Annotated in this window: 11 protein-coding genes; 2 read left to right on the top strand and 9 right to left on the bottom strand. The window is 64.0% G+C overall.

What is annotated here, in order from left to right:
- Positions 1-229 precede the first annotated feature (229 nt).
- The 7 genes from ppc to KBY49_RS10540 form a co-directional block, all read right to left on the bottom strand.
- Positions 230-3,160: a phosphoenolpyruvate carboxylase gene (gene ppc, locus KBY49_RS10570; protein ID WP_254934786.1), complete on the bottom strand. Its 2,931-nt coding sequence runs from the start codon at positions 3,158-3,160 to the stop codon at positions 230-232.
- A gap of 32 nt (positions 3,161-3,192) precedes the next feature.
- Positions 3,193-4,317: a glutamate--cysteine ligase gene (gene gshA / locus KBY49_RS10565; protein WP_254934785.1), complete on the bottom strand. Its 1,125-nt coding sequence runs from the start codon at positions 4,315-4,317 to the stop codon at positions 3,193-3,195.
- Between the two features lie 29 nt (positions 4,318-4,346).
- Positions 4,347-5,888: an anthranilate synthase component I family protein gene (locus KBY49_RS10560; protein WP_254934784.1), complete on the bottom strand. Its 1,542-nt coding sequence runs from the start codon at positions 5,886-5,888 to the stop codon at positions 4,347-4,349.
- Between the two features lie 76 nt (positions 5,889-5,964).
- Positions 5,965-6,396, bottom strand: coding sequence for a photosystem I reaction center subunit II PsaD (locus KBY49_RS10555; RefSeq protein WP_254934783.1), 432 nt, complete (start codon positions 6,394-6,396; stop codon positions 5,965-5,967).
- 78 nt (positions 6,397-6,474) lie between these two features.
- Positions 6,475-7,884, bottom strand: a complete 1,410-nt coding sequence (locus tag KBY49_RS10550; protein WP_254934782.1) for a sensor histidine kinase — start codon at positions 7,882-7,884, stop codon at positions 6,475-6,477.
- Complete coding sequence (gene rodA / locus KBY49_RS10545) at positions 7,878-9,155, bottom strand: rod shape-determining protein RodA (RefSeq protein WP_254934781.1); 1,278 nt, start codon at positions 9,153-9,155, stop codon at positions 7,878-7,880. Before rodA ends, KBY49_RS10550 begins: the two co-directional genes overlap by 7 nt.
- Before the next feature lie 5 nt (positions 9,156-9,160).
- Positions 9,161-10,327 carry an Mrp/NBP35 family ATP-binding protein gene (locus KBY49_RS10540; RefSeq protein ID WP_254934780.1) on the bottom strand — a complete coding sequence of 389 codons (1,167 nt, stop codon included), beginning with the start codon at positions 10,325-10,327 and terminating at the stop codon, positions 9,161-9,163.
- A 110-nt stretch (positions 10,328-10,437) separates the two neighbouring features.
- On the opposite strand from KBY49_RS10540, the gene hemF reads away from it, so the two are divergent.
- Entirely contained in the window at positions 10,438-11,517 is a 1,080-nt protein-coding gene (gene hemF / locus KBY49_RS10535; protein ID WP_254934779.1) for an oxygen-dependent coproporphyrinogen oxidase, read from the top strand.
- Here the strand turns inward: hemF and KBY49_RS10530 are convergent.
- A complete protein-coding gene (locus tag KBY49_RS10530; protein ID WP_254934778.1) occupies positions 11,480-12,316 on the bottom strand; it encodes a dehydrogenase in 837 nt (278 codons plus the stop codon). The two genes, hemF and KBY49_RS10530, sit on opposite strands and share 38 nt — an antisense overlap.
- Before the next feature lie 18 nt (positions 12,317-12,334).
- Positions 12,335-12,886, bottom strand: a complete 552-nt coding sequence (locus KBY49_RS10525) for a cofactor assembly of complex C subunit B (protein WP_254934777.1) — start codon at positions 12,884-12,886, stop codon at positions 12,335-12,337.
- Positions 12,887-12,941: 55 nt separating this feature from the next.
- On the opposite strand from KBY49_RS10525, the gene KBY49_RS10520 reads away from it, so the two are divergent.
- Positions 12,942-13,619 carry a ribonuclease D gene (locus KBY49_RS10520; protein ID WP_254934776.1) on the top strand — a complete coding sequence of 226 codons (678 nt, stop codon included), beginning with the start codon at positions 12,942-12,944 and terminating at the stop codon, positions 13,617-13,619.
- Positions 13,620-13,632 lie beyond the last annotated feature (13 nt).

Below are 13,632 nucleotides of genomic sequence, written 5' to 3'. Positions count from 1 at the left end.
CTGGTGGCCCGCACAAAGCCCACCAACTGGCCGCCGGGTCGATAGATGCCGAGATGCCAGATGCTGTGCTCGAGCACCCGCTGCCAGCGCTGGGCTTCCCGGGGCCTGTCGCCACAGCCAACCAGCAGGCCATTGAGGGCGTCGGCATCGGGGTAGGGATCGGATACCAGGCTGTAGCCCTCCGGCAGGGAGGGGGGCGCTGGCTGGCTGCGAAAGGGAAGCACCTCGCCTAGCCGGTATTGCGCATGCCAGCGGCAATGCCATTGATGGTGAGCAGGGCACCGCGCAGCAACTCGCTGCGGCTGTAGGTGCGGCCGTCTTCGCTGCTGCCAATCGCCTCACTCATCGGGGGCTGGCGGTTTTGATCGCGGAGGCGCCGCAGCAGGGCCACCTGCAAAAAGCCCAGGGGAATGATCGTGCGGTTGCGCAGGTCCACGGAGAGCTGCAGGGCGGGATCCCCATCGAGCAGGCGGGTGTGGCCGGAAATCTGCAACACCAGGTCGCGGGTTAGGGCAAATTCAGTGGCGATGGTCTCGAAGATTTGCTCGAAGGCCTCTTTGTTTTCGGGGCGACCCAGGGCTTGTACGTAGTGGTGGGCCAGGTCGATGTCGACCTTGGACAGGGTCATTTCCACCTTGGAAATCAGCATCCGGAAGAAGGGCCAGCGCTGGTAGAGCAGCCGCAATAGCTCCAGCTGTTGGGCGTCCTGCTCCAGCTCGTCCTGCAGGGCGGCCCCCACCCCAAACCAGCTGGGCAACAGGAAACGGCTCTGGGTCCAGCCGAATACCCAGGGGATGGCCCGCAGGCTCGAGAGATCCTTGGCTCCCCCCTTACGGCGGGCCGGCCGGCTGGAAATCTGCAGTTTGCTGATCTCTTCTATCGGGGTGACCTGCTGAAAGAAGGCCACCAGGTCTGGATTGTCGTGGACCAGGGCGCGGTAGTGGTCGCGGGAGCGGGCGGCCAGGCGGCCCATCAGGGAGTTCCAGCTGGGGTTTGCATCGACCGGTGCACTCACCAAGCTGTTTTGCAGCACGGCGGTGGTGACCGTTTCCAGGTTGTAGAGGGCCAGCTCCGGCAGGGAGTACTTGGAGGCGAGCACCTCCCCCTGTTCGGTGATCTTGATCCGGCCGCCCAGGGTGCCGCCGGGTTGGGCCAGAATTGCCTGGTAGGCAGGGCCGCCGCCGCGTCCCACCGAGCCCCCCCGGCCGTGGAAGATCCGCAGGGCCACCCCATTGCCGATGGCGATGGCCTGCAGGGCGATCTGGGCCTTGTGGATTTCCCAGTTGCTGGAAAGGAAGCCGGAATCCTTGTTGCTGTCGGAGTAGCCCAACATCACTTCCTGCAGGGGCTGGTTGGCCTCGTTGCTGGTAAGTAAGCGGCGGTAGAAGGGCTGGCTGAATAGCTGCTCCATCACCTCGGGCGCCCCCTGGAGGTCTTCCACCGTTTCAAAAAGGGGGACCACCAGCAGGGTGGCCATTTGGGCCATCGGATCCACCAGGCCGGCCTCCTTGGCCAGCAGCAGCACCTCCAGGAGGTCGGAGACCGTGTGACTCATCGAGATCACGTAGGTGCGGCAGATGCGCTGGCCAAACTCCTGCTGCAGCCGTTGCAGCATTCGGAACACGGCAATCGTTTCTGCGGTGGCTTCGCTCCAGCTGGCTGCCACCGGTATCAGGGGGCGGCGGGTTTGCAGCTCAGAGAGCAGCCAGGTAACCCGCTGCTGCTCATCCATCTCGCCGTAGGGCACGGCCAGTTGGAGGTAGCGGCTCAGCTCATCTAGGGCGGCACTGTGGCGGGTGCTCTCCTGGCGAATATCCAGGCTCGCCAGGCAGAAGGCAAAGATTTGGGCTTGGCTGATCAGATGCTGCAGTGCTTCGCAGCTCAAGCCAGTGCCCTCGAGGCTCCCCTGGATTAGCTCCAGATCACTTCTGAATTCATCAACGGTGCTGTAGTGCAGCTCCTGGCTGGAGTTGCCCTGGCCATCCCAGGGGGATTCCCAACCCACCTCGGCGAGGTGTTGGTTGCGGCTGTGGGTGAGCCTTAGGCGCTCAAGGGTGTAGCTGAGCTTGAGCCGGTAGGGCTCCAGGCGGTAGCGGGCGGCGCGCTGTTCGTAAATCTCCGGAAAGCGCAGCCGGTCCATCTCCAGCGATTCGAGCAGGGCCGGGCTCACCTGGCTCCACTGCATTGAAATGCTCAGTTGGTCGCGCAGTTCACCGACCGATTTGATGTAGCGCTCGAGCATCAGCTGCCGCTGATAACAGGCCGTACGCCAGGTGATCTCCGGGGTTACCGAGGGGTTGCCATCGCGGTCTGAACCAACCCAGGAGCCAAAGGTGCAGAAGGCATCCCGGGGCGGCTCCACATCCGGATAGCTGACGCCCAGGGCCGTGCGAATTCGCTGGCGCAGCTGGGGCATCGCATCAAACAGCACCTGCTGGAAGTAGTGCAGGGCGTAATCCACCTCATCGAGCACGGTGGGTTTGAACTGGTGCAGCTCATCGGTGCGCCACCAGAGGCGGATCTCCTCCTCCAGCTGCATCCTTAGGCTGCGGCGCTCCAGGCTGTTGAGCAGTTCGTCCTGCTCCAGCTTTTGGATCAGGTTTGCCACCCGCCTTTGCTTGTGCCGCACGGTGTGGCGCACGATTTCGGTGGGGTGGGCCGTAAACACCAGGCGCAGGTCAAGGTCGCGCAGCAGGTTTTCCAGCTGGGCCGGCGGCACGTTCAGGGCCCTTAGGCGTTCAAACAATTGGCGGAAGGTGGCCGGATCGCTCTGGCTGGCCAGGGCCGGCAAAAAAGGATCGGTGTCAACGGGCTCGACCAAAGTTTTCAGGCTGTCGAGGTAGCTGTCTTCCTCGATGTGTTGCTCGAGGATGTTGACCAGCTGGAAGTAGAGGGAGAAGGCCCTGGCGGCGGCGATCGCCTCGGCCAGATCCATCTCCCGGATCAGCTGCACGATGGCCGCGGCCGCATCGGCGGCTTCCGCCGGTTCGCTGAGTTGTTTGAGGCGCAGTAGCCGCTCGGCCTGCTCAGGCGGACATTCACTGCGCAGCACGGTTTGCCACAGGTCTTCTACCAGCTCGAGCCGCTCGCCCAGCAGACGAGTCACCCGGGGGGATGGGTCGCTGGCTGGCGGGGTTGGGTTGGGCAGTTTCTGCGGCATGGGGGCCGGAAGGCCAGTGCTCGTGGAGCTGATCATCCCAAAGGATCCCTCTCCTGGCTGTCCATCAAGCGGACTTCGCTGGCCAAGATTGCGCCGATCCCTTCTCCGGCCTGATGGCGACTGAGCCAACGCATGGCCTGGTTGCCCTGCTCCAGCACATTTTGCAGGGGGCTGAGCCGGCCTGTGAGCTCCAGTTGTTCGGCCAGGGGCGCCATTGAGGCCAGCAGGGAAGCCAGCCAGTCGCGGGCAGCGATGGGCTCCCCATTGCTCCACTGCTGCAGCTGGGCATCCAGGCTGCTGCGGGCCGCGGCTTGATCGTTGGCATCGGCCAGGGCGGCCAATTCGCTGGTGCCCAGGCTGCTGGCCAGGAGCGGATCCCAGCGCCCGCTCTCTTGCCACAGCTGCTGGAGCCTCAGCTCAATAAAGGCCGTGATGGCCAGCAGGAGGTCGGGATCACTGACCAAATCGCAAATGCGAATCTCCAGGCGGTTGAGGTCATGGGGCCTGTTGTCGCCATTGGGCCGCACGGAGGTCCAGAGGTGCCGCACGTTTTGCATCGTGCCCGCCGCCAGCTGTTCATCCATCCATTCGATGTAGTGGGCCTGGTCCTTGAACAGGGGCACCTGGGCTGGAGTTAGGGGAAATTGCAGCCAGCGCTGGGAATGGGCGCCGGTGGGGGCCCCATCGAGGAAGGGGGAGCTGGCACTTAGGGCAAGCAGCAGGGCCGCCTCACAGCGCAGCAAGCGCAGGCCCGCAAACAGGGCGTCCATCGATGGGACCCCCAGGTTGATGTGCACGCTGGCGGTGACCACCCGGGTGCCATAGGTGCTCTCGATGTAGCCGTGGTAGTCGTTTAGGGGGTCTGAGCGCTCAAAGCGGTGGCTGTCGCCCAGGCTCAAGGTGCTGCCCGGCAGCAGGGTTAGGCCCCTGGGGGCAAGCCACTGGCGCAGGCGCCTGCGGGGCTCCAGCAGCAGCTTCCTTTGGGTGGTGTAGCTGGCGTCGGGGGCGGTGATGTATTCGAGGTTGCGTTGGTCGGGCTCGGTGACGAAACCCTCCAGTTCCCTGGCCGCATCGGCCGCACAGCCCACCACGGTGCCATCGGGGCGACCGGTGTAGAGCTCCACCTCGAAGCCCTTCAGCAGACGGGTCGTGCCCATGGCAAAAGTGTCTGGCCCATTGGACATATTCATTGCAGGCAGGCCAGGGCCTTGAGCATGCCCCGAGCCTTGTTGAGGGTTTCTTGGTATTCGGCCTCTGGCTTGGAATCGGCCACCACCCCGGCACCGGCCTGCACCTGCACGCGCCACTCCCCATCACCTTTGGGCAGCACCACCATCGTGCGGATGGTGATCGCCGTGTTGAGGGCGCCGGTGAGATCGACGGCTCCGTAGACCCCGGAATAGGGGCCCCGGGCATCGGGCTCCAGGTCGTGGATTAGTTGCATGGCGCGAATCTTCGGTGCTCCGCTGACGGTGCCTGCAGGGAAGGAGGCCATCAGGAGGTCCCAGACAGTTTTGCCCTGGGCCAGCAGCCCTTCCACCTGGCTGACGATGTGCATCACGTGGGAATAGCGCTCGATCACCATCAATTCAGCCACTTTGACGCTGCCCGCGCAGCAGACGCGGCCCAGGTCGTTGCGGCCCAGGTCCACCAGCATCACGTGCTCGGCACATTCCTTTGGATCCGCCAGCAGATCAGCCTCTAGCCGCAGGTCTTCTGCCTCGTTTTGCCCCCTTGGCCGGGTGCCGGCAATGGGCCTAAGGGAAGCGTGCACCGCGCCTGTGCCGTCGCTGGCCGGTTCGGCCTTGACCATCACCTCGGGGCTCGAGCCGATCAAATACCAGCCGCCGAAGTTGAAAAAGGCCATGTAGGGCGAAGGGTTGACCATCCGCAGGCTGCGGTAAAGGTCAAAGGGATCGCGGTTGATCGTGGTTTCCAGCCGTTGGCTAAGCACCAGCTGGAACACATCACCAGCTTCGATGTGTGCGGCTCCACTGCGCACGGATGCCTCGAAGGCCTCCTGCCCCACATTGCTCTTGGTTACTAGGTTGTTGGCGATCTCGGCGGCGCTGGCGTCGTGCCATTTGAGCGGAACAATCCCCGTGGACAGGGGTTGGTGCATGCGCTGCTCCAGGGCCTCGATGCGGGCTACCGCCGCGCCATGGGCGGTGGTTGGATCCTGGCCACCGCTTAGGTCTGCATAGGCAACCGCCGTGATCTGGCGTTTGACCTGGTCGAAAACCAGCAGGCTGTCGGCCAGCATCCAGCAGCCGTCGGGCGGGGAGTCGCCGTCGCTGGCGTGCACCGGCACGCTCGTTTCAATCCAGCGGATCAATTCGTAGCCCCAAAAGCCAAACAGCTGGCCCACGGGCGGCAGGCCCGGCACCGGCACGGTGGCCAGGGGGGCCAGGCACTCCTGGAGCAGGTCAAAGGGGTTGCCCTCGAGCTGCTCAGAGCGGCCATCGCGCCATTGGCGCTCGCTCACCCCACCTCGGCTTTTGAGGGTCCAGAGGGGATCGCTGACCACAAAGCTCCAGCGGCCGATGCGCTCGCCCCCTTCCACCGATTCCAGCAGGGCCCCATGGCTACTGGAAGCCCCCACCTTCAGCCAGGTGCTGAGGGGTGTTTCCAAGTCGGCCGGCCAGCATTTCCACAGGGGGATGAAGCTTTTACCGGCCGCCACTTGGTCGAGGAAGGCTTGCTTGGCTAGGCCAACGGAGCTGGACATCGGGCAACCGGTGGGCAAAAAAAACGGGGCTTTGGGCCCCGCCTTTATAGGTGCTAGTTGGTGCGAGGCCTGACGATCAGGCGTCGAAGGTGTTTCTGCCGGTGAACTTGAGGTTCGCAGGATTGGGGTTGGCGCCAATACGACGGGGGTTGTGGCCCACCATGGGGCGGCCTTCATTGACCTTCTCAGGGAAGACGCCGTCCTTCGGATGGAGGAATTCGGTGTCGCCGCCGGGGAAGATCCGGTAAATCTTGTAGTCCTCAATCCGGGGCTTGAACTTTGTGCGTAGTTGGGTGCCGAGGGCGAGGCACTGCTCCTTGCGGGCGAAATACATCAGGTTTTCGCCGGCGTTCATGTGGGCGGCACCGCCGGTGGGCAGCTCAAAAACCTGCTCAGTGGAGCTGGACCAGGTGATGGCGTACTTCTCTTCTGTTTCTGCAGCGTTCAGCAGGCCACCCGTGCTGCCGATGTACTTGGGAAGTTGACCGCTCAGCGCAGTAGCTGCCATTGCTTTGGATCGTTTCAAACTGAAGCTAGCACCGTGTTTTTGGGCTCCTGGCCCCTGGCGGCTGAGTCTTCACACCCGTCAACAAATCGGGAAGAACACGGTCAGGCCATTGCCGCTGCGCTCGGTGAGACGGCCGCCCAGGCGCTCGAAGAGCCGTTGGGTGGCCTGACGGCTCAGTTGCAAGCTGCCGGTGGCCGGGTTCCAGCTCAGAACGGGCCCCACCAGCTCCCTGGAGGTGCCGCTGGTGGGGCTGCCGCCAGGAGGTTTGCCGCCGCTGGGGGAATCGGTGCTGCTCAAGTGCAATTTCAACTTTGCCCCGGCCGGTTGAAGCGCCACCTTTACCGTGCTGCCGGAGGGAAGGCTGCGGCTGAATCGATCGATCAGGCCGCCCAGCATCGTTTCCAGGCGGGTGGGATCACTGAGTACGGGCGGTAGGTCCACGGCAATCTCCAGCTCCAGTTGGAGGTCGCGACGGGCTAGTTGCTTTTGCCAAATCTCCTCGAGTTGGCCCAGCAGGGCGCTGAGATCGGTGCGGGCTAGGGCATCGGGGCCTAGGGGCACTTCGCTGCTGGGCTGCCGCTGCAGCTCGGCGGCCAGGAAGATCAGGCCAAAGCGGTCGATTTGTTCACTGCATTCCCCATCGATTTGCTCAAGCCGTTGACGAACGATCGGGGGCATGTCGCCGCGCTTGAGCAGGGAGCGAATCAGGGTGCGAATCGTGGCAAGCGGCGTGCGCACCTCATGGGTGAGCGCCTCGAGCAGGGCCAGTTCACTGCTGGCTGCTTTGCCCGGGTCGCCGCCGCCATGGACCAGGGGTTGGAGGGTGACACTGGGGGCGATGGCGGCTAGGCGTTCGGCTAGGCGGGGCCAGAAGCGCAGCACCAACTGTTCATCGCTCTGCAGGGAGCCGAGTTTTTGGAGGTTGCTGCGCAGGATCTCCGCGGCCGCTGGATCGCTGGCCTGCAGACGACGGTTGATCAGGCCCAGGGCGGAGGAGAGCACCTGGGGGTCAAAGCGCACCACCAGTCGGCGGGCCTTGGCAGGGCCATCCAGGCAGAGGGCCACTTGCACCTTGGGGGTAATGACCAGCAGCAGGGGATCGGTGCCGTCGTCATCGCCGAGGGGCAGCCTTTGGAAGCCGCCCCCTGAGGGCATGCCAGTTGCTGGGCCGCGGCCGATGGGCAGCAGGCTGGAGGCTGCCGGTAGTAGATCCTCCAGTTCGGAAGGGGCCCATACCCAGCCCTGGAGCTGCTGCAGCAGGCCCGGTTCATAGAGGGCTGGCAGGGGAGCGGCGAGCCACACCCCCTGTAGGCCCTCCTGCTGGAGGAGGTCGTCCTGCAGGGTGGCCAGGGCTGCCCACCACTGGCGCCTGACGCTGTCTTCATCACCCGTTCCGGCGGGCACCCCATCGGCCAGGCTGCGGCGCAGGGCGGCCAGGCTGAGCTCGGTGTTTACCTTGCTTGGGTTTGACCCGTTTGGGTTCACCATGGCTCTGTGTTGGCCTTGCCGCGCCGGGCCACGGAGGAGCAAAAGCCCAGGGCGGCGAAGTTCACTAGCATGGCCGAGCGCCCGTAGCTCATCCAGGGCAGGGGAATGCCAGTTACGGGGCCCAGGCCAATCGTCATGAAGATGTTGACCAGTATTTGGAACATCAACATTGCACCCACCCCCACCACCACCAGCGATTCGAAATCGCTCCGGGCTTGTCTAGCGATCACTAGCAGGCGCCACATCAGCAGGCCATAGGCGCAGATCACCAGCAGGCAACCCAGAAAGCCCATTTCTTCCCCCAGGGCGCTGAAGATGAAATCGGTGTGCTGCTCAGGGATAAAGCGCAATTTTGTGAGATGGCCCTGGAGCAGACCGGTGCCAAACCACTCGCCAGAGCCAATGCCGATTTTGCTCTGCATCAAGTGATAGCCGGCCCCGAGGGGGTCCTTGGCGGGATCAAGAAAAACCAGCAACCGATCGCGCTGGTAATCCTTGAGGCCGTGCAGCCAGAGGTAGGGGGTAATCAGGGCAAATAGGCCCTGGATCGCCACTACTACCGCCATTGCTACCCGTTGCCAGGGCAGGGAGCTCCAGGCCAGGTAGGTCATGAGGGGTATCCAGCCGGCCAAGGCCCAGGGCCAGCTGCCCGCCAAAATTGCCGCGACCAGCGGTGAAAGCAGCAGCACCAGCCAGGGCGTGGGCATGCCCGCCCAAAACAACATCACCAGCAGCACCGCCCCAAAAACCAAGGAGGTGCCCAGATCGGGCTGGATAAACACCAAAATCCAGGGCAGGCCAATCAGGGCGCTGGGCCGGATCAAATCCACCGGTCGCTCGATTGGGTAGCGCGCCAAAACCCCTGCCAGCAGCAGGATGGCCGCCATTTTGGCGAATTCCGAGGGCTGCACATGGAAGCCGGCAATGCTGATCCAGCGCTGGGCCCCTAAGGCCGAGGTGCCGACAAATCGCACCGCCAGCAGGCTGACCACCGTGAGCCCATAGAGCGGCGCGAGTAGGGAGTTGATCCGCTCAAGGGGCAGCCTGGCGAGGATCAGGGCCAGGGCCATGCCCACGGCCGCCGTAATCCAGTGGTCGTACCAATCGGCGTAGGAGGCCTGCCTTTGGGTGCTGGCGATCAGGCCGCCGGCTAGGGCCGTGAGGCCGAGGGGCACGCCCCAGAGAATTTTGTCGACATCGTCGTACCAACGGCGGCGTTTTTGGTCGCCCCCGCCAAAGAATTTCTGACGCCGGCCCAGCAGGCTCGCCATGGCCTTTAGCTAGGGGCCAACTGCTCGACTTGGAGCAGCTTGGCGAGTGCATCAAAGGCCTGGGCCGTTACCGATTCGGGTGCACTCAACACCACGGGCCTGCCGTCGTCGCCGCCCTCGCGCACAGGCATTTCCAGGGGTAGTTCGGCCAGTAGGGGCACCCCGGCCTCCTGGGCCAAGGTGGCGCCGCCGCCACTGCCAAAGATCGGATACCGCTTTTGCGGCGCGTCGGGCGGAATGAAGGCACTCATGTTTTCCACCACCCCGAGCACATTTACGCCCATTTGCAAAAACATCGCCAGGCCGCGGCGGGCATCCTGCAGCGACACCTGCTGGGGCGTGGTGACAACGATCACCCCCGCCATGGGCACGGCTTGGGCCAGGCTCAATTGGGCATCACCGGTGCCAGGGGGCAGGTCGACCACCAGCACATCCCGCTCGCCCCAATTCACCTGGTACAGAAACTGGCGAATGATCCCGTTCAACATCGGGCCCCGCCAAATCACCGGTTGGTTTTCGGCAATTAGGAGCCCCATCGAAACCATGGCGATGCCGCAGGTCTCGATCGGGGTGAGCACCTGGGATGGGCCCTCGCCCTGCACCTCCGGGGTGCGATCGGCCACCCCGAGCATGGTGGGGGCGTTGGGGCCGTAGATGTCGGCATCGAGCAGGCCCACCTTGAGGCCGCGGCCAGCCAGGGCACAGGCCAGATTTACGGCCACCGTGCTTTTGCCCACACCGCCTTTGCCGCTGCTCACGGCAATCACCTTCTTGACCCCGGGGATCGGCTGGCGCTCCGGCACCTGGCCGTGCCCCGCTGCTCCATGCCCCGCTGCTCCATGCCCCGCTGCGCCGATTGGGGCTGCCCCCGCCGGCTGGCCCACTTCGATTTGCACTTCCTTGATGCCCTCAAGGGCCAGCAGGGCTGAACGCGCTTCTTCGGCAATGCGACCCTGTTGGCCCTGGGCAAAGCCCGGCAGCGCCAGGCGAATTACGGCCCGCTCGCCCTGGAGCTTGGCTGGGCCAATCCAGCCCAATTCGACCACGCTGCGGCCGCTGCCCGCATCCTTGACCCCCTCCAGGGCGCCCTGGGCCTGCTCGAGAGTGGCCGCGGCATTTGCTCCAGAACTAGCCCCAGAAGTTGGCTCAGAGCTGGGCGCAGTAGGCGGCACGGATGTGGGGCTTCTAGGGCCCGTGATCCTAGGAGCCGTGACAGAGCTTCTCGATCCCTTGTCTCGGGGCTGGCTGGCCTGAAAATGTGGGTGGAACTCCCCTTGCCCCCATGGGCACGCGCTCAATGCTTAAGGCCTGGCTAAACCGCAAAAAAGCCTCGCCCCTGGAGATCCCACCCCCAGACTCCCGCGCCAGGGCCAAGGCCCTGTTGATGGGCCTACAGGATTCGATGTGCGCCGGCCTCGAGCAACTCGACGTTGAGGGGCGTTTTCAGGAAGAAAGTTGGGAAAGGCCCGAGGGGGGCGGCGGCCGCTCGCGGGTGATGAAGGCTGGCCGCATCTTTGAGCAGGGCGGCGTCAATTTCTCAGAGGTAGAGGGCGATCAACTGCCCCCCTCGATCCTCAGCCAAAGGCCGGAAGCCAAGGGGCAGCGCTGGTTTGCCACGGGCACCTCGATGGTGTTGCACCCCCGCAATCCCTATGTGCCCACGGTGCACCTCAACTACCGCTACTTCGAGGCTGGCCCGGTTTGGTGGTTTGGCGGTGGGGCAGACCTAACCCCCTACTACCCCTTCCTTGAGGATGCCAAGCACTTTCACCGCACCCTCAAGGGAGCCTGCGACTCTGTAAACCCCGCCTATTACAAGGTTTTCAAGCCCTGGTGCGACGAGTATTTCTATTTGAAGCACCGCGATGAAACCCGCGGGGTGGGCGGAATTTTCTACGACTACCAGGACCCCCGCGGGGTGCTTTACAAGGGCCAAGACCCCGACGGGCCCGCAGCCCAGGTGAGCAATGCCAATGGGGCGTTAGCCCAGGGTTGGGAGCAGCTTTTCTCCCTGGCTTCGGCCTGCGGCAATGCCTTCTTGCCCAGCTACGTGCCGATCGTGGAAAAGCGCCATGCCCTTGCCTATGGCGAGCGGGAGCGCCAGTTCCAGCTCTATCGCCGCGGTCGCTATGTGGAGTTCAACCTGGTGTTTGACCGCGGCACGATCTTTGGCCTGCAAACCAATGGCCGCACTGAATCAATTTTGATGTCGCTGCCCCCCCTGGTGCGCTGGGAGTACGGCTACAGGCCAGAAGCTGGCAGCCGTGAGGCGCTCCTCACCGAGCTCTTCACCAGGCCCCAGGATTGGTTGGCGGATGGGGCCCTTAGGGAGCGTTGCTCACCACATCAGGCGGTGGACTGATTGGCCCAAAGCCATTGATGTCAATGGCGAGGTTTGTGTCAGTAGGCGGCTGTTTTAGGCCGATGTGCAGGGCATTGACGATCCGCTCGGCAATGGCCGCCACGGTTGCTTCGCGGGTCTGGGGATTGCGCAGCGACTGCTCAAGGGAACCCTCCAACTTGCCCACCTCCAGAATGGCGATCCCCCTCTTTGGGGCGCCCAGGCCATCGCGAAAGTTCCTGGGATAGGCCCCAAAGGCCGCCGCCAGGCTTTCGTCGATATTGCTGAGGGGCTTGTTGATTGGTGGAATTAGGCCCGATCCCACCCCATCTCTGCCGTATGCATCGAAGTGGATTTCCATGGCGTAGCCGCCTTGATTTACATGGGCCTTACCGATGCTCCAGGTGGTGCGTGGATCGCTGCCACTGGCAATTGATCGGCTAGGGGGGTCGTAAAAGCGCATGCTTAGGCCGCGGCTTTGGCCCAGGGCCACCACTGCCTGGGCAACCTGGAGATTCCAATAGAGCTCATCGGTCATGCCGCTCTGCATCGGCCGGGCGCCATAGAGGGAGACGGCAGCTCCTCCGGTGCCCGAGCCGCCCACACCCTGGGAATCGGAGTGGCCAGCCATCACCAGGATTTCGGTGCTCGGATGGGCTGAATTAATCCCCAACCAGTTTTTGCTGTATGGCGCCCGCGTGCCCAGCAGGGGATCGGCGCTGGCAGCCAGGTTTTGGGCCTGGGCGCCAGTTGCCAGGGCCAGGCATGCGGCGATCAAAGCGAAGCGGCTGAGTTTGGTTTGCAAGGGCAGACGCTTCATGGTTTGGCTTGATTCCAGCTAGATAGGAGAACTCAGAAGGGCCCCATCGCTGGCCAGTTGTAGCGGCTCTGCCAACTCCAATTCCAGGGCGATCAGTTCATCGCGGTGTGCCCTTAGCCGCAAACTGCAGCCCTGGCCTTCGATTTCCTTGACCAGGCGCAGATCCAGGCTTTCATCGCGCTCGGCCCGGCGGCGATATAGAAATCCGGCCAGGGGCCCGGCCAGGGCCAGCAGCAGGGGCCACCAGCCCAGCTGGGGTAGCAGTTGGCGGATCACCAGGCCGAGGCAGGCGGCGCCCACGGCGCCCAGCAGTGAAAGCAGCAGGGCCAGGGTCGCGCTGGAGCTCACCTGGCCGCGGAAGCGCAGTAGCTGTTGCTCGGGATCGCCGCCGTTGGCCTGCCAGCCCCGGGCGGTGAGCCAAAGGCTCAGGCCCTCGAGCACCTCGAGGGCGGGCTTGCCCGAATGCACTTCAACGACCGTGGTGCGGTCCTTGCTGGCGGCCCGCAGGAAAAAGACCAGCCCGATGGCCAGTAGCAGGGTGAGCAGCAGGGTGGAGCCGGTGTTGGCCATGGACCCCATTCTGCCTTTGGCTTGCAAGCATGGGGTGATCCCCGCCCCTTTGCCGATGGCCGCGCCTTCCCCCGCCAGCAACCTGCCAGCCCCCGCCCGTTTCGCTGTTTTTGATGGGGACCTCGATGGCGAGTGGGCGGCCCTCTATGCCGGAGCCCGGGCCCTGGCGGTGGATACCGAAGCGATGGGCCTGATCCATGGCCGTGATCGGCTCTGTCTGGTGCAGATCTGTGATGACCACGACAACGTTTGCTGCATCAGGCTTTCCAGGGGCCAGGACGGCGCCCCCCTGCTCAAGGCCCTCATGGAAAACCCAGCGATCGAGAAGGTTTTTCACTTCGCCCGCTTTGATGTGGCGGCCTTGGCCGAAAACCTGGCCATCACGGTGAATCCAATCTTTTGCACCAAGGTGGCCAGCCGTTTGGGCCGCACCTACAGCCCTCGCCATGGCCTCAAGGAGGTGGTGCAGGAGCTGGTGGGTGTGGAGCTCGACAAGCAGGCCCAAAGCTCTGACTGGGGCCAGGTGGAAGACCTCAGCGACGCCCAGCTGGCCTATGCGGCAGGGGATGTGCGCTACCTACTGGCCGCCCGCGACCGGCTGGAAACGATGCTCAAGCGGGAGGAGCGTTGGGATTTGGCCGAGCGCTGCTTTGGCTGCATCCCGGTGTTTGCGGAGCTGGATCGCAACCGCTTTCACCTGCTCTTTGAGCACTCCACCGGCGGCAACCGCTGAGCCTGAGCCTGAG

Source organism: Cyanobium sp. WAJ14-Wanaka, assembly GCF_024345375.1.
Classification (GTDB): Bacteria; Cyanobacteriota; Cyanobacteriia; order PCC-6307; family Cyanobiaceae; genus Cyanobium_A.
The sequence above is the reverse complement of the archived record's forward strand: the minus strand, read 5'-3'. Positions and strand labels throughout refer to the sequence as shown.

What these genes read in the sequence shown, in the direction of transcription:
- ppc (WP_254934786.1), bottom strand. Translation starts at nt 3,160, where the DNA reads ATGCCGCAGAAACTGCCCAACCCAACCCCGCCAGCCAGCGACCCATCC.
- gshA (WP_254934785.1), bottom strand. Translation starts at nt 4,317, where the DNA reads ATGGGCACGACCCGTCTGCTGAAGGGCTTCGAGGTGGAGCTCTACACC.
- KBY49_RS10560 (WP_254934784.1), bottom strand. Translation starts at nt 5,888, where the DNA reads ATGTCCAGCTCCGTTGGCCTAGCCAAGCAAGCCTTCCTCGACCAAGTG.
- KBY49_RS10555 (WP_254934783.1), bottom strand. Translation starts at nt 6,396, where the DNA reads ATGGCAGCTACTGCGCTGAGCGGTCAACTTCCCAAGTACATCGGCAGC.
- KBY49_RS10550 (WP_254934782.1), bottom strand. Translation starts at nt 7,884, where the DNA reads ATGGTGAACCCAAACGGGTCAAACCCAAGCAAGGTAAACACCGAGCTC.
- rodA (WP_254934781.1), bottom strand. Translation starts at nt 9,155, where the DNA reads ATGGCGAGCCTGCTGGGCCGGCGTCAGAAATTCTTTGGCGGGGGCGAC.
- hemF (WP_254934779.1), top strand. Translation starts at nt 10,438, where the DNA reads ATGGGCACGCGCTCAATGCTTAAGGCCTGGCTAAACCGCAAAAAAGCC.
- KBY49_RS10530 (WP_254934778.1), bottom strand. Translation starts at nt 12,316, where the DNA reads ATGAAGCGTCTGCCCTTGCAAACCAAACTCAGCCGCTTCGCTTTGATC.
- KBY49_RS10525 (WP_254934777.1), bottom strand. Translation starts at nt 12,886, where the DNA reads ATGGCCAACACCGGCTCCACCCTGCTGCTCACCCTGCTACTGGCCATC.
- KBY49_RS10520 (WP_254934776.1), top strand. Translation starts at nt 12,942, where the DNA reads ATGGCCGCGCCTTCCCCCGCCAGCAACCTGCCAGCCCCCGCCCGTTTC.